This is a genomic window from Prolixibacter sp. DSM 2831, assembly GCF_056493735.1.
Genome location: NZ_CM151379.1, coordinates 1,022,187 through 1,042,891 on the forward strand (window position 1 = coordinate 1,022,187; position 20,705 = coordinate 1,042,891).

20 protein-coding genes are annotated in these 20,705 nt (G+C 44.2%); 17 read left to right on the top strand and 3 right to left on the bottom strand.

Translation table 11 applies throughout. The features are described from left to right. The first annotated feature begins 83 nt into the window (after positions 1-83). The 13 genes from AC060N_RS04010 to AC060N_RS04070 all read left to right on the top strand — a co-directional run bounded on the left by AC060N_RS04010 (position 84) and on the right by AC060N_RS04070 (position 13,250). On the top strand, positions 84-980 hold the full coding sequence (locus AC060N_RS04010; RefSeq protein WP_479525979.1) for a DMT family transporter: 897 nt from the start codon (positions 84-86) through the stop codon (positions 978-980). 158 nt (positions 981-1,138) lie between these two features. Beyond that, positions 1,139-1,768 (top strand): TetR/AcrR family transcriptional regulator, encoded by a 630-nt coding sequence (locus tag AC060N_RS04015; RefSeq protein ID WP_479525980.1) that lies wholly within the window; start codon positions 1,139-1,141, stop codon positions 1,766-1,768. A 65-nt stretch (positions 1,769-1,833) separates the two neighbouring features. Beyond that, a complete protein-coding gene (locus AC060N_RS04020; protein ID WP_479525981.1) occupies positions 1,834-2,586 on the top strand; it encodes an outer membrane lipoprotein-sorting protein in 753 nt (250 codons plus the stop codon). Between the two features lie 42 nt (positions 2,587-2,628). Beyond that, a complete protein-coding gene (locus AC060N_RS04025; RefSeq protein WP_479525982.1) occupies positions 2,629-3,849 on the top strand; it encodes an ABC transporter permease in 1,221 nt (406 codons plus the stop codon). Positions 3,850-3,874: 25 nt separating this feature from the next. Further along, positions 3,875-5,092 (top strand): ABC transporter permease, encoded by a 1,218-nt coding sequence (locus tag AC060N_RS04030; protein ID WP_479525983.1) that lies wholly within the window; start codon positions 3,875-3,877, stop codon positions 5,090-5,092. 31 nt (positions 5,093-5,123) lie between these two features. Further along, positions 5,124-5,837 (top strand): ABC transporter ATP-binding protein, encoded by a 714-nt coding sequence (locus AC060N_RS04035; protein ID WP_479525984.1) that lies wholly within the window; start codon positions 5,124-5,126, stop codon positions 5,835-5,837. A 29-nt stretch (positions 5,838-5,866) separates the two neighbouring features. Then, complete coding sequence (locus AC060N_RS04040; RefSeq protein WP_479525985.1) at positions 5,867-7,060, top strand: hypothetical protein; 1,194 nt, start codon at positions 5,867-5,869, stop codon at positions 7,058-7,060. A 269-nt stretch (positions 7,061-7,329) separates the two neighbouring features. Continuing rightward, positions 7,330-8,526: a DegT/DnrJ/EryC1/StrS family aminotransferase gene (locus tag AC060N_RS04045; RefSeq protein ID WP_479525986.1), complete on the top strand. Its 1,197-nt coding sequence runs from the start codon at positions 7,330-7,332 to the stop codon at positions 8,524-8,526. Positions 8,527-8,529: 3 nt separating this feature from the next. Beyond that, positions 8,530-9,606: an iron-containing alcohol dehydrogenase family protein gene (locus AC060N_RS04050; protein WP_479525987.1), complete on the top strand. Its 1,077-nt coding sequence runs from the start codon at positions 8,530-8,532 to the stop codon at positions 9,604-9,606. Positions 9,607-9,616: 10 nt separating this feature from the next. After that, positions 9,617-10,450, top strand: a complete 834-nt coding sequence (kdsA, locus tag AC060N_RS04055) for a 3-deoxy-8-phosphooctulonate synthase (protein ID WP_153637824.1) — start codon at positions 9,617-9,619, stop codon at positions 10,448-10,450. 23 nt (positions 10,451-10,473) lie between these two features. Next, positions 10,474-11,499 carry a transaldolase family protein gene (locus tag AC060N_RS04060; RefSeq protein WP_106542432.1) on the top strand — a complete coding sequence of 342 codons (1,026 nt, stop codon included), beginning with the start codon at positions 10,474-10,476 and terminating at the stop codon, positions 11,497-11,499. A 77-nt stretch (positions 11,500-11,576) separates the two neighbouring features. After that, positions 11,577-12,116, top strand: a complete 540-nt coding sequence (locus AC060N_RS04065; protein ID WP_106542431.1) for a nitroreductase family protein — start codon at positions 11,577-11,579, stop codon at positions 12,114-12,116. A 132-nt stretch (positions 12,117-12,248) separates the two neighbouring features. Beyond that, a complete protein-coding gene (locus tag AC060N_RS04070; RefSeq protein WP_106542430.1) occupies positions 12,249-13,250 on the top strand; it encodes a helix-turn-helix domain-containing protein in 1,002 nt (333 codons plus the stop codon). Between the two features lie 144 nt (positions 13,251-13,394). On the opposite strand, the gene AC060N_RS04075 is transcribed toward AC060N_RS04070, so the two are convergent. The 3 genes from AC060N_RS04075 to AC060N_RS04085 all read right to left on the bottom strand — a co-directional run bounded on the left by AC060N_RS04075 (position 13,395) and on the right by AC060N_RS04085 (position 16,343). Next, positions 13,395-13,775: a hypothetical protein gene (locus tag AC060N_RS04075; protein WP_106542429.1), complete on the bottom strand. Its 381-nt coding sequence runs from the start codon at positions 13,773-13,775 to the stop codon at positions 13,395-13,397. A 420-nt stretch (positions 13,776-14,195) separates the two neighbouring features. Then, positions 14,196-15,830 (bottom strand): alkaline phosphatase family protein, encoded by a 1,635-nt coding sequence (locus AC060N_RS04080; RefSeq protein WP_479525988.1) that lies wholly within the window; start codon positions 15,828-15,830, stop codon positions 14,196-14,198. A 51-nt stretch (positions 15,831-15,881) separates the two neighbouring features. Continuing rightward, positions 15,882-16,343: a CYTH domain-containing protein gene (locus AC060N_RS04085; RefSeq protein WP_463230658.1), complete on the bottom strand. Its 462-nt coding sequence runs from the start codon at positions 16,341-16,343 to the stop codon at positions 15,882-15,884. Positions 16,344-16,542: 199 nt separating this feature from the next. Between AC060N_RS04085 and AC060N_RS04090 the strand changes: the two genes are divergently transcribed. The 4 genes from AC060N_RS04090 to hutH all read left to right on the top strand — a co-directional run bounded on the left by AC060N_RS04090 (position 16,543) and on the right by hutH (position 20,698). After that, a complete protein-coding gene (locus AC060N_RS04090) occupies positions 16,543-16,896 on the top strand; it encodes a DUF4870 domain-containing protein (protein WP_479525989.1) in 354 nt (117 codons plus the stop codon). 17 nt (positions 16,897-16,913) lie between these two features. Continuing rightward, entirely contained in the window at positions 16,914-17,537 is a 624-nt protein-coding gene (locus tag AC060N_RS04095; protein WP_479525990.1) for a copper homeostasis protein CutC, read from the top strand. Positions 17,538-17,641: 104 nt separating this feature from the next. Continuing rightward, a complete protein-coding gene (gene hisS, locus AC060N_RS04100; protein ID WP_479525991.1) occupies positions 17,642-19,006 on the top strand; it encodes a histidine--tRNA ligase in 1,365 nt (454 codons plus the stop codon). Between the two features lie 195 nt (positions 19,007-19,201). Continuing rightward, the gene (gene hutH, locus AC060N_RS04105; RefSeq protein ID WP_479525992.1) at positions 19,202-20,698 is read left to right on the top strand and encodes a histidine ammonia-lyase; all 1,497 of its coding nucleotides are present in this window, start codon (positions 19,202-19,204) and stop codon (positions 20,696-20,698) included. Positions 20,699-20,705: the final 7 nt, after the last annotated feature.

Consider the following 20,705-nt stretch of genomic DNA (forward strand, 5'->3'; position numbering starts at 1 on the left):
CGGGGCTTCAGACTAAAATCATTGTGATATAAAGGCAGGAGGTGGGAAAGACCTGCCGTGTATTGATTGGATTGAGCATATAGATGCACTACATCGGAGAAATAGCTGGCATTGCCACTGCCATGTTCTGGACAGTCACTTCTATAGCTTTCCAGGTAGCTACACGGAAAGTTGGCTCGTTAAATGTGAATATTATACGCCTTTTTATGGCGTTTATTTTTTATGTGCTGTATATGCGCATGAGCCGTGGCCTTTGGCTTCCAACAGATGCTTCGCCTGAGGCGTGGAAGTGGTTGGGCATATCCGGTCTTATCGGTTTTGTTCTGGGAGATTTCTTCCTGTTTCAATCCTATGCTTTTGTTAGTGCCCGCATTTCTATGTTGATGATGTCACTGGCACCACCTGTGGCTGCTCTGCTAGGTTACATAATTTTGGGCGAACGGTTTACCTTACTGAATACCGTTGGCTTGCTCCTGGTGCTCACCGGAATTGCCATGGTGATTCTCAATCGTGGTGATAAAAGCGAAAATAATCGTCGGTTCAAATATCCGGTAAAGGGAATATTGCTGGCTTTTGGCGGAGCAGTGGGGCAGGGCTCCGGTGCTGTCCTGTCCAAATTTGGTATGGCTAGCTACGATGCATTTTCTGCCTCACAAATCCGGGTGATTGCTGGTGTATTGGGGTTTTCACTCATTTTCACGATAACACGGAGATGGAAGGGCGTTTTTTCGACAATTAAGAATGTCAATGCCATGAAGCCCATTTTAATTGGCGCTTTTTTCGGGCCTTTCATTGGAGTCGGACTCAGTATGGTCGCTCTTCAGCATACCTCGGCCGGAATTGCTTCTACCTTGATGGCTACCGTTCCGGTTTTTATTCTTTTACCGTCAGTGCTTTTTTTCGGAGAGAAACTTACCTGGCGGGAAGTGTTAGGTGCGTTTATTACCGTTGGTGGTATCGCCGTTTTCTTCATTCGCTAGACTTTTCCAATCCTTTTTCTGATTTTTTTAATTGGCTGAACAGTTCTGTTTACAGACCTTTTGTTGTTTTTTCTTTCTCGCTTTCAATTTTTTATTATTAAAAAACTTGACAAATCTATTTTTTTGTTTTTAAATTTGACCGTACGTTCAGTCAAAAAATGACCGTACGGTCAGTCATAAAAAATGCTATGCCACGTACGCCCGAACAATATGAACAGATGCGTCAGGAGAAGAGGCGCAAAATTATGGATGTGGCCCTGGAATTGTTTGCCAGCGAAGGATACCATGCCACTTCGGTTGCCAAAATTGCTGAGAAAGCAGACATCTCGAAAGGTTTACTGTACAACTATTTCGAAAGTAAGGACGATTTGCTGAAAGAGATTGCCCAGGTTGGCTTTCAGGAAATATATGAGAATCTGGACATCAATCACGACGGAGTTCTTACCGAAGATGAGTTCGTATATTTTATCGATCGGCTTATTGAAAGCATCAATAACAACAGGGAGTTTTGGCTATTTTATATTCACATTCTGATGCAACCGCATGTGGTTGAGTTTGTCGAAAATCAGCTGAAAGAAAGCTCCCAACCTGTTGTTCAAATATTATTGAGTTACCTGGAGGAAGAAGGTTATGAGGAACCGATTGAAGAGTTGTTCTTTCTGTCATCAACCCTAAAGGGAGCTGCTCTTCAATTGTTGTTTAGTCCGATAGATTTTGATATCACTCCGGTACGAAACAGAATCATCAAGCTTTACGCGAAGAATGCTCAAGTTCATCATAAAATTTGATCGCAAACGATGATGTGTTTTTCCGGTAAGGAAGCGAATGCATCTTCAGAATAAAAAACGGAATCATGAAAACAAAAAAGGTAATCGTATTTCTTCTGACTATGGCAGTGGGAAGCTTAACTGTACAAGCGCAGGATGCTAAAGAGATAGTCCAGAAAGCCAACGATCTTCTTCGTGGTCAGTCAAATGAATCGGTGATGACCATGAAGATTATCCGGCCCAAATGGGAACGAACGCTAAAGTTCAAAGGCTGGTCGAAAGGAAATGAATACTCGCTTATTTATGTTCTCGAACCGGCGAAGGAAAAAGGTCAGGTTTTCCTGAAAAGAGATAAGGAAATTTGGAACTGGGTGCCTTCCATTGAGCGGATGATTAAGATTCCGCCGAGCATGATGATGCAATCGTGGATGGGGTCAGACCTGACGAACGACGACCTGGTGAAAGAGTCGTCGATTGTGGAAGACTATAACCAGAAGATCATCGGAGAAGAAAAAATCAACGGATATGATTGCTACAAAATTGAGTTGACGCCGAAAGAAGACGCTGCCGTTGTGTGGGGAAAAATTATTACCTGGATCAGCAAAGAGCACTATTACACACTGAAAAACGAGTACTACGATGAAGACGGTTACCTGGTGAATGTGGAGACCTTGTCGAAGATTAAAAAGATGGGTGATCGCACACTGCCTACTTACTATGAGATCGTTCCGGTTGATAAGAAAGGGCATAAAACGACCATGGAATTCAACGAGGTAAAATTCAATGTTCCCATTAAGGACAGTTTTTTCAGTATTCAGAATATGAAGCGGGTTCACTAAAAAAGCTGCCGGGAATTATTTAATCAGGTAAAATACCAACGCATGAAAACAGATATAAAACTGGCCTGGCGCAATCTGTGGCGCAATAAGCGGAGGACCATCATCACCATCGCATCGATATTTTTCGGGGTGATTCTTTCCACTTACATGACCTCGATGCAGGAAGGTTCGTATGAAAAAATGGTTGAGAATGCTGTGCGGTTTTATTCCGGTCATATCCAGATACAAAATGAAGACTTCTGGGAGAATAAAACGATCAATAATACGTTCGAAGAGACCGATTCGCTGAAAGCCAAAATTGCTTCGATTCCCGGAATACAGTTGGTGGTTCCACGCTTGGAGTCGTTTGCTTTGGCTTCCAGTAAGCAGCTGACCAAAGGAGCTATGGTGCTTGGAGTCGATCCGCAGAAAGAGGACCAACTGACTGAAATCAGCAAGAAGATGGTTCGGGGCAAATATTTGAAAAAAGGAAGTGACGGAATTCTGATGGGAGAAACGCTGGCCAAATATCTCCAGGTTGACGTCGGCGATACGCTGGTCTTACTGGGGCAAGGTTATCACGGAATTAATGCCGCCGGACTTTTTCCTATCCGGGGAATATTCAAGCACCCGTCGCCAACACTCGACCGCCAGTTGATTTACATGGATTTAGGAACAGCTCAGAACTTCTATTCTGCTGACCATTTGCTGACTTCGCTGGCTATGTTGGTGAATGAAGCCGACGAAGTCCCGCATATCGTGAAGGAGCTAAAAGCAAAGATTCACAGTCCGTACCGAATCATGAGCTGGGATGAAATGCAACCGGAATTGGTACAGCAAATCAACGGAGACCGTGATAGTGGAGCTATCATGAAAATTATCCTGTTCCTCGTTATCGGATTCGGTATTCTGGGAACCATTATCATGATGGTTGCTGAACGAAGGCGTGAATTTGGTGTCATGGTGTCGGTGGGAATGCAAAAAACACGTCTCGCCTGGATGCTGATTTACGAGACATTCATCATCGGGTTGCTGGGAATTCTAAGCGGTTCGCTCGCTGCGTTACCCATTCTGTACTACCAGTATTTCCACCCGATTAAACTAGGTGGACAAGCCGGCCAGATGATGGTCGATATGGGATTTGAGCCCTATATGTATTTCTCGCTGGCACCGAAAGTATTCACATTCCAGGTATTAATCATTTTCATCATCATTGTGGTGATCTCGATTTATCCTTTTGTTAGTGCTTTAATGCTGAAAGAAAACAAAGCCTTACGGGCCTGATTGATTAACCGAAAAAATTACTGTCATGATTATACATGTAGCATGGAAAAATATCTGGCGGAATCCAACACGGAGCCTGGTGGTCATTCTGGCAATGGTGGTTGGAATGTTTGCCGGTATCTTCATGGTCAGCTTCGCCAAGGGAATGATGAAGGAGCGACTCAATCGCGGTATTGAAACCGAGGTGAGCCATATTCAGATTCATCATCCCAAATTTCGCGAGGCTGATGAACTAAAATACCAGATCAAAGATGTCTTTCAGAAAACAAAAGACATTGAAAAAATTGAAGGTGTCAATGGTGTTAGCCCGCGAATTGTCATTCAGGCAATGGTTGCATCTGCAGAAACCGGTTCCGGCGTGAAATTGATCGGAACCGATCCCGATAGGGAAAAAACAGTTTCGAACTTGTACACTTATATCAAAAAGGGAAAATGGTTCGAAGGAATCTCTCGTAATCCTGTGGTTATCGGACAAAAACTGGCTGACAAGCTGAATGTACATGTCCGCTCCAAAATTGTTCTCACTTTCCAGGATGATGAAGGAAACATTACAAGCGGCGCTTTTCGGATTGCCGGTATTTACCAAACGGTAAATACCAGTTTCGATGAGACACACGTTTATGTTCGCTTCAACGATTTGGATCAACTGGCGGCACTGCCTCAGGGAGTCGCCCAGGAAATAGCCGTCCATCTTTCCAGTCAGAAATATCTGAATCAGGTAAAGAATAAGTTGAGCGATATGTATCCTAATCTGGAAGTGCTGACGTGGAAGAAGCTGAATCCTGAATTTGGTTACATCAACGATGTGTACGATTACTATTTGTATGTGTTTATCATCATCATTTTGCTGGCGCTTGGCTTTGGTATTGTGAATACCATTTTGATGGCGATTCTGGAAAGAGTGAAAGAGCTGGGAATGCTAATGGCAATTGGGATGAAGAAAGGCCGGGTGTTCCGAATGATCATGTGGGAATCGGTGATGATGAGTATCATTGGTGGAACGCTCGGTATCGGTATCGGCCTGTTGGTCACTATCTGGACCAATCATACCGGTATCAGTTTCGACAGTTACAAAACTGGTTTTGAAGCGCTCGGTTACGGAACAACGGTCCATCCCATTATCGACTGGGGCATTACAATTAATGTAATGGTATTGGTTTTTGTGACCGGAATTGTGGCGGCCATTTATCCGGCACTCAAAGCATTAAAACTGAATCCGGCGGAAGCCTTACGAACAGAATAATCTCCAAAAACAATATTTAATACGTCAAGCCATGTCAATTATTAAAATAAAAGATCTGCATAAAGTTTACGATGGGACTCAGGTTGAGGTGCATGCGGTAAACGGAGTTACCCTGAATATTGAAGAAGGCGAATTTTCAGCTTTGGTCGGACCTTCCGGTTCAGGCAAAACCACACTTATGAATATGTTGGGTGGACTCGATCGTCCTACTTCAGGTCAGGTTTTGATTAATGGAACCGACTTAAGTCAACTGAAAGATTCGGAATTGATCGATTTCCGGCTTCATCACATTGGCTTTGTGTTCCAGTCGTATAACCTGATTCCGGTGTTAACGGCTCTGGAAAACGTCGAGTTCATTATGCATTTGCAGGGAGTCCCCAGTGTTGAACGACATGCGCGTGCTAAGGAACTGCTGGAAGCGGTAGGGTTGGGAGACCGTTTGAATAGTCGTCCCGGACAGCTTTCCGGCGGACAGCAGCAACGTGTCGCTGTAGCCCGGGCACTTGCTTCTAAGCCCCGCTATGTGCTGGCCGATGAACCGACGGCTAATCTTGACTCTCATTCTACCGAGAATCTGCTGGATATAATGGAAGAGTTGAACCACAAAGAGAATATCACCTTTGTGTTTTCAACGCACGATGCCCGCGTAGTGAAAAAGGCGCACCGCGTAATTGTCCTCGAAGATGGTAAAGTGATTTCGGACGAAGTGAGGGAAAAAGTGGGAGCAAGCAATTCGAACGAGTAAATGGCCAACATTTTAAAAGGGTAGATGAAATGTTGTTAAGGAGATTTTTTAAATATCTGGTATTAATCGCGCTGGTTGGCATTATTGGAAAGGTGTCAGCTCAGGACAGTAAACTTGCCTTCAACGGATACATAAAGGATATGCAAACCTTTTATAATCTGAAGACACCGGTTACACTTGGCCCGAATCAGACGTTCGATAATATTACCTACAACTTGCTGCACAACCGGTTGAATTTTAAGTGGTACACCAATTCGTGGCTAACCACCACTTTTGAGTTTCGGAGCCGGCTGTTTTCCGGAAAGTTTATCAACGATTATCCGGAATATGCGAGCATGATTGAGAGGGACAACGGATGGATGGACTTATCGTGGAACTGGGCAACTGGAAAAGGCTGGTTTGTGAACACAACGATTGACCGGGTTTATTTCGATATGAATTTTAATAAGTGGAATGTTCGTGTCGGGCGACAGCGTATTAATTGGGGAATCAACCTGGTTTGGAACCCCAATGATGTGTTCAATGCTTTTGATTATTTTGATTTCGATTATGAAGAACGGCCTGGAACTGACGCGGTGAAAATTACCCGTTACACTGGTGTGATGTCATCGGCGGAGTTGGTGTACAAAGGAGGTCGCAACAGCGATCAAATGGCACTGGCGGGGCGTTACCGTTTCAATCTACATAACTACGATTTTCAGATCATCGGTGGCTGGGTTGGTACGGACTGGATTGTCGGAACCGGTTGGGCCGGCGATATTCACGGAGCTGGTTTTCGGGGTGAAATCACACATTTTGAACCGTTGCCCGACAAGAAGGATGTCTCGTTCGCATCGACAGTAGCTTCCGTATCGGCTGATTATACGTTTACCAACAGTCTCTATATTCACAGCAGTGTTCTGTATAACAGCCATGGCACGAACGGACCGGCCGGTGGAATGAATTACCTGATGAATGCCAACCTTTCGGCCAAGATGTTGTCGCTGGCTAAATGGTCACTTTTTGGACAGGTCAGTTATCCGGTAACTCCGCTCATCAATGCCGATTTTTCTTCGATTGTTAATCCGGGCGATGGCTCATTCTATCTTGGACCTGGCGTGACGCTTTCCATTACTGATAACCTGGATTTCTTTGTTATGGGACAGCTGTTTGAGGGCAATTCAGGAACAGAGTTTGGCGATTATGGAAAGGCATGGTTTGCCCGTTTGAAATGGAGTTTTTGACCTTCTAATTATAAGTCAATCATGGAAGTTGGAGGGAAAATATCTTCGTGGTATTTCCCTCTTTTATGTTATATAATCGTCGCCGGAAAAAAATAAGTTGGAGGCTTTCCTATCAAAAATATGTTAGTTAATTTTAGAGAGACCAAAATCCACGTTTCATGATGCAATTATTTACTTTCATTTCTACTTAAATAGCAAAGCATCCCCTTTGTTGTAATCCTGGAATTTCTGAACAATCTTTAAATAAAATAATCTAAAACATAATTATTATGGCCGGAACGGAACTTTTCGGTGCGGAGGAGAAAAAAGAGGTTATGGATGTGCTGGAGACAGGCATTCTCTTTCGCTATAATCACGATGACCAACGGAAAAATATCTGGAAAGCAAAAACATTTGAGCAGGAGTTCGCCAAATATCTGGGGAGCAAGCACGCCCATTTCTGTTCCAGCGGGACCGCGGCTGATGCCATCTCGCTGGCAGTAAGCGGCATTGGTGTTGGCGACGAGGTAATTGTGCCTCCTTACACGTTTGTTGCGCCTATCGAAGCGGTTTTGATGGCCGGTGGTGTTCCTGTATTCGCTGATATTGACGAGACTTTGTGTTTGAGTCCTGAGGCTATTGAGAAGGCTATTACGCCAAAGACGAAAGCTGTATTGCTCATCCAGGTTTTTGGTTCAATGGGGCGCATGGACGAAATCGTTGAGGTGTGTAAAAAACATAACCTGAAACTGATTGAAGATGCGGCTCCTGCGCTCGGCGGAAGCTATAAAGGCAAAATGCTCGGAACATTTGGTGATGTTTCTGCGTTTTCATTTGACTTTTATAAGATCATCACAGCCGGTGAAGGTGGGGCCGTGGCCATGAATAGCGACGAGTTGTTTGAGAAAGCACACATGTATGCCGATCATGGACACGATCACATCGGAAATAACCGGGGCGCAGAACAGCACCCGATACTTGGATTTAATTTCCGTGGCTCGGAGCTGCACGCAGCAGTTGCTTTGGCACAATTGCGTAAATTGCCATACATTATTGAGCAGCAGCGGAAAAATCAGGCTGCATTGAAGAAAGTACTCGGTGAATTCGACGAAATTAAATTCAGAGAGGTGCCGGATCCGGAAGGCGATTCAGCTACTTTCCTGAGCTTTTTCCTGCCGGATGCAGTAAAAGCTCGCGCTGTATTCGACGCGATTCAGGCGCAGGGAATTGGTTCTGCTTACTGGTACCAGAATAACTTCCATTATCACAGACAATGGGAGCATCTGAAAAAGCTGAAATCGATTTATCCGCTGCCGTTGACTGCTGTGGATAATGTGCCGGATTATGAGAATCTTTCATTGCCTGCAACGGATGCCATTATGGAACGTCTGGTAATGATTCAGATTATGGTGAACTGGAGTGATGAAAAAGTAAAAGAGTTGCAAGCGAAACTAAGAACTGCACTGCAAAGCGCACTAAACAAATAATGGATGCTCAGGAATTATAAAGCTGTAGGCCGTGTACTTTATGGCCGCAATGCATTTGCTCAGTTAGATGACATCTTTGAACCGCTTCGTGTTGACGCGGGTTCGTATGTTCTTTTTCTGCTCGACGAGTATTTTGAAGGAAAAGACCTGGTGAAAAGAATTCCAATGAAAAATGTGGATTTGATTCGCTTTATGGATGTGACTGATGAGCCAAAAACGAAAGTGGTAGATGCTTTGGTTGAAGAGGTGATGAATGAGAAGGGAATAGCGCCTGTTTCGGTTGTTGGAATTGGTGGCGGAAGCGTGATGGATTATGCCAAAGCTACCCGTCTCATGTTTACCAACCCCGGTTCATCTTCCCGTTACCAGGGATTGGACCTGATTAAAAACAAAGGTGTTCATTGTACGGTAGTACCGACCATCTCAGGAACCGGAGCCGAAGTTTCGATGACGACTGTTTTGACTGGTCCGGAAAAGAAGCTGGGAATAAAAGGCGATTTTACTCCGGCTGACCAGGTCGTGCTTGATCCGGATTTGATTAGTTCAGTTCCTGATCCACAGCATTTCTATACCGCGATGGATTGTTACATTCATAATGTGGAAGCATTGAATGGAAACAGAAAAACGGTGATGGGAGCTTCTCTTGGCCGTGAGTCGTTGCAACTATGTCAGGAGATTTTCCTTTCGGGAAATAGCCGCACACCGGAAAACGATGAAAAACTGATGGTCGCCTCTTATTTGGGTGGACTCTCGCTAACTTATTCCGAAGTGGGTGCTTGCCATGCTATTTCGTACGGTCTGGCTACCGTAACCGGAATTCACCACGGCATAGGAAACTGTATTGTTTTCAACCAGCTGGATGAGTTTTATCCGGAAGAAGTGAAAGAATTCCGCAAGATGATGGAGATTAACAAAGTCGATCTGCCGAAAGGTGTTTTAAAAGATTATTCTTCGGAAGATATCGAAAAGATGGTGGATGTGGCTCTGACATTGACTTTCATGTGGGCGCACGTGGCTGGTCCCGATTGGGAAAAAGTAATTACCCGCGAAAAACTCAGGGATTTATACATGAAAATGTAAATTTGGTACCATGGATAAGAAAATAGTACACGTTGGTGATATTGCCTGTGGCTCCGATAAATTGTTTCTAATTGCCGGACCATGCGTGGTGGAAGACGTCAAAACAATGATGGTCACAGCTGAATTTCTGGTTGACCTGTCACAGAAACTGAATATTCCGCTCGTATTCAAATCGTCTTTTCAGAAAGACAACCGGAGTTCGCTCGAATTTTATTCGGGCCCGGGAATGGAGCGTGGCCTCGAAATTCTTCGGAAAATAAAGGAACAGTTCCAGGTGCCTATCATTACCGATGTGCATTATCCGGAGCAGATAAAAATGGCGGCCGACGTGGTCGATATCATTCAGATTCCGGCCTATCTCTGCATGCAGAGTACAATGGTTGTTGAGGCTGCCAAGACCGGGAAGGTGATTAACATCAAGCACGGACAATTTCTGGCACCTGAGAACATGATCAAACCGGTTGAAAAGGCGGTGAGTTCAGGAAATGATCAGATTTTGCTGACGGAACGTGGGTATACTTTTGGCTACAACGATTTGGTTGTTGACCCAAGGAGTTTCTATCATCTTCGTCAAACTGGTTACCCGGTTATTTTCGACGTGACGCACTCGATTCGGAAGTATGGAATTCCAAGTGCCGATCCGGCAGGTGGTTCAAGGGAATTTATTCCTACCTTGGCACGGGCTGGTGTGGCTGCAGGTATCGATGGTCTCTTCCTCGAAACCCATCCTGATCCCTCGAGAGCGTTATGTGACGCTGCCAGTCAGATGTGTATCGATGATGTGGAATCGTTCCTGAAGCCGCTCATCGAGTTCCATGACCTGGAAGTAAAATATCGTGATTAATTAAACAAATAAACTCGCAAAGAATGGAATTTTTCCTTGACTCAGCCAACTTCGAAGAAATTGAAGAAGCGCTCAAGCTTGGATTCATCGATGGCGTTACAACCACCCCGACTTTTATGCACCTGAATGGCCTGACAGATGTTGACGGCGCCATCGTGAAATTGTCGAAAATGGTTCCGGTATTGATGATCGAAGCGCTTGGCGAAAAGGCCGAAGATATTGTTGCAGAGGCACACAGACAATTAGCCCTGGGGCTCGATAAAAAGAAAACTGTTTTTAAGATTCCGGTTTCGATGGAAGGAATCCGCGCTTGCAAAATGTTGCGCGACGAAGATATCATGGTAAACATTCACCTTGTTTATAATATTCAACAAGCGTTGCTGGCACTTACTGCCGGCGCTAATTACGTATGTGTTTTGGTTGGCCGGATGCAGGACCAGGGACATAATGCGTTGGAGCTGGTTGGGGATATCGTCGAAACCATTAATCATTATGGATATGATTCGAAGCTGATGTTTTCATCAGTGCGTCATGCTGAGCACATCCGCAATGCAATGTTGCTGGGAGCTCATAACATTACCATCCCGTGGAAGGTTATGAAGAAACTGGCTGATAACAATTTCACGAAAGTGGGAACAGACCAGTTTGTTGCCGATACCCGAATGATTACCATGCAGGTGAAAGAGGTGATTTCTGATCATAATCCGGTGATTGAGAAGTCTGCAATGGTGATGGAAGCCTTAATCAAAATGAGTGAGTCCGGTTTGGGTGCCGTTTCGGTAGTCGACAAAGACGGCAAACTGGAAGGTATTTTTACCGATGGTGATTTGCGTCGCCAGCTTCGCGATAATGGGCAGGATATCCTGCACGAGCAGATCGAAAAGCACATGACGGCAAATCCACTTTCCATCGATTCAAAGGCCATGCTGAAAGAAGCAGCTGGTCTGATCGAGGAAAGCCAGGTAGATAACCTTGTAGTTGTACAGGACGGCAAACCGGTCGGAATGCTCGATGTACAGGATTTAGTTAAGCTTGATTTACTGAAGTAATATAACTTACAAATGAGGGAAAAGCAGTTACCGGTTTTCGGAGCTGCTTTTCTTGTTTGTATCCAAATGGTTTCGATATGAATTTTCTGCAGCTGGTAACCCAACGCCAAAGCGATCGTTCTTACACCGATAAGCCCGTCGAACCGGAGAAGCTGGAACGGATTCTGGAGTGTGCCCGGTTGGCTCCATCGGCCTGCAATGCGCAACCCTGGCATTTAATTGTGGTTGATGATGAAGACAAACGGCATAAAATTGCTGAAGCCGCATCGAGTCGCGCATTGGGAATGAACCATTTTTCATGGCAGGCACCGGTTTCAATCGTTATCGTAGAAGAGAAGCCAAACTTTACTTCCAAAGCCGGTGGGTGGATAAAAAAGAAGCATTTCCCGCTGATGGATATCGGAATTGTTGCAGAACATATTTGTCTGGCCGCAGCCGCGGAAGGAATGGGAAGCTGCATGATTGGCTGGTTTAATGAAGCCAAAGTTCGTAATACACTGGGAGTTCCGGACAGTAAACGTATTCCGTTAATCATAACTTTAGGATATACAGATAAACCTCTTCGGAAAAAGCTGAGAAAAAATGCGGAGGAGATTATTACCAGAAATCACTATTAATCATTAAATTGACATAAGAGGATGATTTGTTATTAAACATATGCAGATATTCTTCTAATTATATACAGTATATTGCATAAGTCATAAACCTTTTAGGTTTCATGAGTGTTTTCTATCAAAAATGGATGAATAATGAACTTCCGTATTCAATCGACAAAGCTTAGCGACTGGTTAAGCGATTTTGCCAAGCAGACCGGTGGTGAAATAAAAGGAAACAAGGTTATTATCCCTCAATCGATGGGTGAAGGCTTCTTTGAACTGGTGGAATTTACTCCTTCGTTCTACGCGGCCATTACTGAGTTGAAACTGAAGGAACCTGTCCCTTCCATTTTATTAAAGGTCCCGTCTTTTATGGAAGGATACTTTCAGATTCATCTTTTCAATCAAAAGGATCAGTCGACACTGTTTTACAACGATCATAGACTCGGACCAAATATGGTTGCTACCAACGGGGTTTTCTTCGGATCGGCAGAGCAGAGCAGGTTGCTGGGCTTCGAGGTTGGAAAAACTACTTCAGTAGTCACCTTGCTTTTTTCTTCACCTTCGGTGCGGGAGTTCTTTCCGGACATTGATAATGAATACCTGGAAGGTGTTTTCTATTCAGGACGCCCGTTCCTTTTGCAACATCCGATTACACCCGATTTGCAAAAAATAGCGGCCAAACTTATTTCTCCATCGGTGAATTCTTCGGTAAGGGGAATATTCCTTCACGGAAAATCTCTCGAGTTTATCAGCTTGTTGCTGGATAGCCTGGAGGAAAAATACCAGGGGAAATTTGAATTTACAGCCAAGCCCGACGATATTACCCGCATACTTCAGGTAAGGGAACAAATCCTTTCTGATTTGAATGCACATCCCGGTATTCCGGAGTTGGCATCCATTGCTGTGATGAGTGAGAGCAAACTACACAAAACCTTTAAGCAGGTATTCGGAAAATCGGTGTATCAATACCGGTTGGAAGCGCGGATGGAAGTAGCCCGTCTGCAATTAATTTCTCGTGAATACTCGGTGAAGGAAGTTGGATATTCGTTGGGATATTCAAATATCAGCCAGTTTATTAAAGCATTTAAGAAAGCTTACGGAAAAACGCCGAAAAGCTATTTGAAAGAATATTCGCTGGAAAGCGGAGAATAAAAAACAAAAAAGAGGATGGTCAAATGGTCATCCTCTTTTTTTACAGCCCTAATCGTTTTAAATATCTCTAAGAATATTGCTGTAAAGTTACGTGTCAGTCTGGTTAAAAGGACTGAACGTCTGTTAATAAAAAGAAAATCTACCTCACAGGCGGTAGGGAAGAAATGCTCTTTCCAGTTCGTCCATCTTCATCGAAGCATCTTTCATCATCAGGTTAATGTTTTCGTGCGAATCAAAATCCTGGTGGGTTTCACTGATTGGATAATCTGGTGCGTGTGACGGAATTTGCTCTTCCTGTACCTTGATTTCATTTAAAACATCGATTAAATCATTGCGCAGACTGTGAAATGCCAATTCCAGCTCCAATAGATTTTGCTCGTGTTTCCACTCAGGTGATGCCGCCTTCAACTCCTTAATCCGGGATTGGTATAAACGGATTTTGTTCCGTAAAAATGCAATCCGGTTTTTCCACATTTTGTAGTCAAAATCGATATCCGGTATCGATATGGTTCCGGCATGTGTCATGTGAATAATTTTAAGTTAATAATTGAATTTGTAAATAGTCGTAATATGATAGACACAGGCGTTGAGAAAAGCGAAGGATTCCCACTCAATTGCCGTTGGATGGCGCGAAATTGCAATCTGAAACAGATTTCCGGTCGCTCATGTATTCCTGAATAAATCAGGTAAGCAAATCATTAAAATACAGGATAAAAGTTTGGTCGTTGGCTTGTTGTTTGCAAACAGTTGATGATACTTCCTTTTTTATTTTCTCTTCACCATGCCTTGCAACTTTCTAAATTACAGAATAATCCGAAATAAATCAAGTTGTGGCATATTGATTAACAGTTGTTTAATGTTCGAGTGGGGATTTCTTAAAATGAAGGAGCAAAAAAGAAGCCGGCATTTATGTGCCGGCTTAATACGTTTATGATGAGTAGAATATTACTTTCTGACATTGATGATGCTGCCTCTCGCTGCGTTAGGAGGCATGATTCCGAGGAAATCAGCCAATGTTGGAACCACATCCATGATATTCGTGCGTTGGTTGAGTGTCCCGTGTTTTACATGTCCGCCCCAAAATATCAGAGGAACCTGGCTATTTTCGGTGTAATCGATGCGGCGGTATTTTTCTTTGGGTTGCCAACCTTCCTCAAACCGAAGCAGTACATCTCCTGAGCGTTTGGGATTGTAGCTATTTTGGAATGGAGCGAACGCACTTCCCAGCAGGTTGACCGATTCAAGGTCGGATGCTGCGCGGCAACTGGCCACTCCCTGAAATTGGTTTAAGAAAGTAGCTGCGTCTTTTTGCATAGTCGCTAAATCAATATTTCGCTCGCTAATGAGATCACGATCGAAGTAAACTTGCTGGTTCATGTAGGTCTCCACATAGTTGCCTTGCCCGTATTTTATGTTGAGGTAGGCTTTCAGCAGTGCTACGGCTCCTTCCGGATTGAAGGTTCCGGCCTGCATATGAAATTCTTCTTTTAGGTAAGAAGAAGGATAAGATGCGCTGGATGTTCCGGTCAAAAACACAACGACATTGTCCTTACCAACTGTTCTGTCAAGGTAATTCAGTAGGTGCGCAATATTCTGATCCATTCTCAGGTACGTATCTTCCATTTCAACAGAAGCCGGACCAAATGAATTCCGTTCGTAGTCCATCGAAGAGAACGTTACGGTTAGCATATCGGGGACACTGTCCTGTCCAAGTCCTTCGTTGGCAATGAGTGAAGTGGCAAAGTCCGAGACCAATAAATTTCCAAAAGGTGTAGTTTTCAGCACACGGTAATCACCTGAACGTTTTTGAATTTTGGAAAGATCGTAGGGGAATGTATTCCATTTATCGTAATAACCGGGTTCGAGAATGTAATCGTCCTGAATACTTTCGGTGTAATTTGAAATGGGGTACAAGGTCTCCCATTTCCGACTGAGATAATCGTCAGCCAGTTTTTGACTATTGAAGTTGAAAGCCCAGTCGGGGAAATTCTCTACATAGTACGAACTGGAAATCATATTGCCACTCTCCCTGTCGAACCAGTAAGCTCCGTCGCCTGAATGACCCGCCGAAAAAATAGCAGCCGGGGCATTCAACGCCACGCTGTAGACTTTGGCTTTCCCGTTAGTCATTATTTTCAGGGCATCACCAATGGTTGGTGTCATTAGCTTCATCGCCGAACGGTCGCCTTGCGCACTGTTCGAACCAACCGTGGTGTAATAATCGTCGTGTGTACAGTTGATTACTTTCTTCTTCAATCGGTCGATCCACTGGTCGTTCACAATGCCGTTGAACGATGGAGCGGCGCCGGTAAAAAGTGTGGCCATCCCAACCGATGGACGCTGAATAAGATTATCGATGTGATTGTTCCGGCAAACAAATCCCTGGTTGACCAGTCGTCGAAAACCGTCGGTCCGGAACTTATCCCAATAACGGTCGATGTAATCGGGCCGGATGTCTTCTACTACAATTCCCACCACCAGTTTGGGACGATAGGTTTTTCCGTTTGCGTGCGATTGTGCATGCAATAGGACGGGACTTAATATTCCCAGGAGAAAAATTGCGAAACGTTTGGTGTACATTAGAATATGCTTCGAAAATAATCAATGAAATTCAGGTAAACTCACATGCATTTACCATTCCGAAAATGGATTTTTGGCAAGATAGGAATTAAAATAATGCGGATCACCGGTTACTTCTTCACCAATCCACGGAGGGAGTACAAAATCTTCATCTTCCGATTCGAGTTCTATCTCAGCCATAATCAGACCTTCGTTGGCTCCAATAAACTCGTCCACTTCCCATATTTTTCCTTCAAAAGGGATTTTACTCCTGAATTTCTCCACCGGCTGGGTAACACTCAGGTTCATCAGCTCACGGGCATCACTAACCGGAATTTCGTATTCAAATTCGGGACGAGTAAAGCTCTCCACTTTTCCTTTGATGGTCAGATAGCCACGGTTGCCGGCAATCCGAATCCGGATAGTTCTTTCCGGATCGATGGTTAAGTATCCCTGAATATAGTGGACGGGAGGTGCCATAATGCGCCAGTCTTCGTTTGTGACGAGAAATTTCCGCTCAGTTTCTTGTGCCATGTATTTATTTGATTTTGCCCAAAGGTAGAAATTATTTCAGGTGTAAACTCATTTTGAAACAGGCAGCAGAGACGAATCACGGGAACTTAATTCTTTCTTCATCTTCACGAAAGGTGGTTAACCTGTATTTAACTATAATGAGGTTAAAATGCATTGGGTGTGCCGTTTTTTTCCCTTATTTTTATAAAAACATTTTGCCATGGAACTCATTGTAACCGATCATGACGAGAAAACCTGGGGTATGATGTGCCACTTTGCCTCATTTCTGGGTTTTGTTGTACCACTGGGTAATATTCTTGGACCGCTGCTGGTTTACCTGATGAAAAAGGACATTTACCGTTTTGTGGAAGAACAGGGAAAAGAGTCGATGAATTTCCAAATATCGATGACGATTTACCTGCTGATTTGCATTCCGCTGGTATTTGCCATTATTGGCATTATTATTTTACCGGCACTGCTTATTTTTTGGATAACCGTGGTAATTGTAGCCGCAGTGAGAAATTCTGAAGGTAGGAGTTACCGGTATCCGATGACCATTCGGTTTATTCAGTAATCAATTTTTAGCGAAATATGATTAAAGAGGTGTGCGTGGAGAGTCTGGCTGAAGCCCTGAATGCGGTTCATGCCGGAGCGACTCGTATTGAGCTGTGCGAAAATCTGACAGTAGGAGGAACAACTCCGTCGTATGGAACGATAAAGAAATGCAAAGAGGTGCTGCCGGTTCCTTTTATGGTCATGATTCGTCCACGTGGAGGCGATTTTGTTTACACGGATGATGAGTTTGATTTGATGAAGGAGGATATTGAAGTTTGTAAAGAGTTGAAAGCACCGGGAGTCGTTTTTGGCTTGCTCACCACCTCCGGGCAGATTGATATTCCGCGAACGCGTGAATTGATTGAATTAGCTCGTCCGATGCAGGTAACGTTTCACAAGGCAATTGACGTGGTAGAAGATATTCCCGGGGCAACCCGGCAATTGAAAGAGTTAGGTGTGAACCGGATACTTTCTTCCGGGGGAAAGCCAACTGCACTTGAAGGAGCCGTGATGCTAAAGCAGATGCTGGAAATTGGCGGCGATAATATGCACATTATTGTGGCAGGAAAAGTAACCAACGAAAATCTAGAGCAGGTAAAAAGCCTGGTGCCATCCGGTGAATTTCACGGTAGGAAATTGGTTGGAGATATTGCCTTATAAATAAGTGGTAAACTACCGTGAATCTTAGTGGTTTCAATATTTTCTTTAATTTTGCAGTTTCTCAGTGAAACGATAAGCATAGTAAAGAAAATCATAAACAACTCATGGCACAGAAACCATCTATCCCCAAAGGAACGCGCGATTTTTCACCGGAAGAAATGGTGAAAAGAAATTACATTTTCGATACCATCAAACAGGTGTTTCGTTTGTATGGTTTTCAGTCCATCGAAACTCCGGCCATGGAGAACCTTTCTACTTTGATGGGCAAGTACGGGGAAGAAGGGGATAAACTTCTTTTTAAAATATTGAATTCCGGCGATTTTCTGTCGAAAGTTGACGATAGCGAACTGGCTGGAAAAGATTCCATAAAAGTTACCAATCAGATTTCGGAAAAGGGGTTGCGGTATGATTTGACCGTTCCGTTTGCCCGTTACGTAGTGCAGCACCGCAACGAGATTACCTTCCCGTTTAAACGTTTCCAGATTCAGCCGGTTTGGCGTGCCGATCGTCCTCAGAAAGGCCGCTATCGCGAGTTCTTTCAGTGCGACGTGGACGTGATTGGCTCCGATTCATTGCTGAATGAAGTAGAGTTGATTCAGATTGTCGATGAGGTTTTCCGCAGGTTAAACATCAATGTGGTGTTGAAGCTGAATAACCGGAAAATCCTTTCCGGAATAGCCGAAACCATTGGCGAGAAGGAACGGATTGTCGATATTACCGTAGCAATCGATAAATTGGATAAAATCGGTCTGGAGAAAGTAAATGCTGAATTGGAAGAGAAAGGTGTTTCGGGCGACGCTATTGCCAAACTGCAGCCTATTCTGAAATTAAGCGGAACCAATGAGGAAAAGCTTGACCAGATTGAGCAGGTAATAAATGGTTCAGAAACTGGACTCAAAGGAATTGAGGAGGTTCGTACGATTTTCAATTACCTGAAACAGCTTAGTCTGGGAACCGAGGTGGAGCTTGATTTAACGCTTGCCCGTGGTTTGAATTATTATACCGGAGCTATTTTCGAGGTAAAAGCCAAAGACATGGAGATTGGTTCCATCACTGGCGGCGGCCGTTATGATGACTTGACCGGTATTTTCGGTTTGCCCGATGTGTCCGGTGTGGGGATTTCATTCGGTGCCGATCGTATTTATGATGTGATGACCCAGCTCGATCTTTTCCCGAAAGACCGTGTAACCAGCACCAAACTCATGTTTGTTAATTTTGGTTCGGAAGAAGAGAAATATTGTTTGCCGATGTTGGCCAAACTGCGTGCTGCTGGTGTAAATGCGGAGATTTATCCGGAAGCTGCCAAGATGAAGAAGCAGATGAATTACGCCAACAAGAAAGGAATTGCCTTTGTAGCGATGGCTGGTGAAAATGAGATTGCAGACGGCCTTTTCACTCTGAAAAACATGGAAACAGGTAATCAGCAACAATTTGATTCTCGTCAGTTACTCGAAACCCTGACAAAATAGGTTTTTTATTTTCGTTGAGGTTCTTATTTTTCTGGCGTCATGAAAAGAAGCCGGGAAAATAAATCCTATCGAAAGGTTAAAACGGTGGGAGGCGATATTCGCTTCCCGTGAATCCGGATGAAACGTTAGCAAAATGGCGTATTCCACCTCTTGGGATGCGACGAATTTATGTTGAACAATTTATCCGGAATTTTTATGTCTGAAAATATTCATTACATCTCTCCGGCAAAACTGACGTTTGAAGATGTTGAGGAGTTGCTGGAAAATCATAAAACACTCGCCCTTTCCGAGGAATCGAAAAAGCTGATCATCGATTGCAAAGCCTGGCTGGATAAAAAGCTGGCTGGTAGTGAGGAGCCTATCTATGGAATCAATACGGGCTTTGGCGCCCTGTGCGATCGCGAAATCTCCAAAGACGATTTGAGTAAACTCCAGGAAAACCTGGTTTTATCGCACGCCTGTAATGTGGGACCGGAAATTCCACACGAAGTAGTAAAGCTAATGCTGTTCCTGAAAGCGCATGCTCTGTCTTACGGAAAATCGGGAGTGCAGTTGAAAACGGTTCAGCGCATCATTGAAATGTTTAACCACGATGTGATTCCGGTGGTTTGCGAACAAGGATCGCTGGGTGCATCGGGTGATTTGGCGCCGTTAGCCATGTTGTTCCTTCCATTGCTGGGGAAAGGCGAGGTGTATTATCGCGGCGAACGGATGGAAGCCTCCTATGTGTTGGAAACGTTGGGTTGGGAGCCGATTCGCCTCGAAGCGAAAGAAGGCCTTGCTCTTTTAAACGGAACGCAGTTTATGCTGGCGCATGGCATCTTCACCTTGCTGAAAGCTTTCCGCATTGCCAAATATTCGGATATCATCGGGGCATTGTCGCTTGATGCGTTCAATGGCCTTATCGGACCTTTTGAAGAGCGTATTCAACGAATCCGGCCACACCATGGTCAGATTGAAACAGCACGTAATTTCCGGTCCATCCTTTCGGGAAGTGAGCTAATAAACCGACCCAAAAAGCACGTTCAGGATCCTTATTCTTTCCGCTGCATTCCGCAGGTTCATGGCGCAGTGAAAGATGCCGTCGACTATGTGGCAAACGTAATCGAAGTGGAGATGAATTCGGTGACCGATAACCCAACCATTTTCCCGGATGACGATATGATTGTGTCTGGCGGTAATTTCCATGGAGAACCGTTGGCGCTTTCGCTTGACTTCTTGTCGATAGCATTGTCGGAGCTTGGTAGTATTTCAGAAAGAAGAACCTACCGCTTGATTTCCGGCGAACGTGATTTGCCTGAATTTCTGGTGGCGAATCCGGGATTGAACTCCGGTTTTATGATTCCGCAGTACGCGGCGGCTTCTATTGTAAGCCAGAGCAAACAGTTGTGCACACCAGCATCTGTTGATTCCATTCCTTCTTCCAACGAGCAGGAAGACCATGTGAGTATGGGAGGAAACGCGGCAACCAAGGTATTGAAGGTGGCAGATAATACATTGAAGATTCTTTCAATTGAGCTTTACAATGCTTCGCAGGCGCTGGAGTTTCGACGCCCAATGAAAACCTCTCCTTATCTGGAAGATTTCTTGAAACAGTACCGCACCCGCGTTGACTTTGTAGAAGAAGACACGCTGATGTATGAGGGCATCAATCAAACCATCGACTTTTTGGATAAAGGCAGATTCGCCTGATAAAATA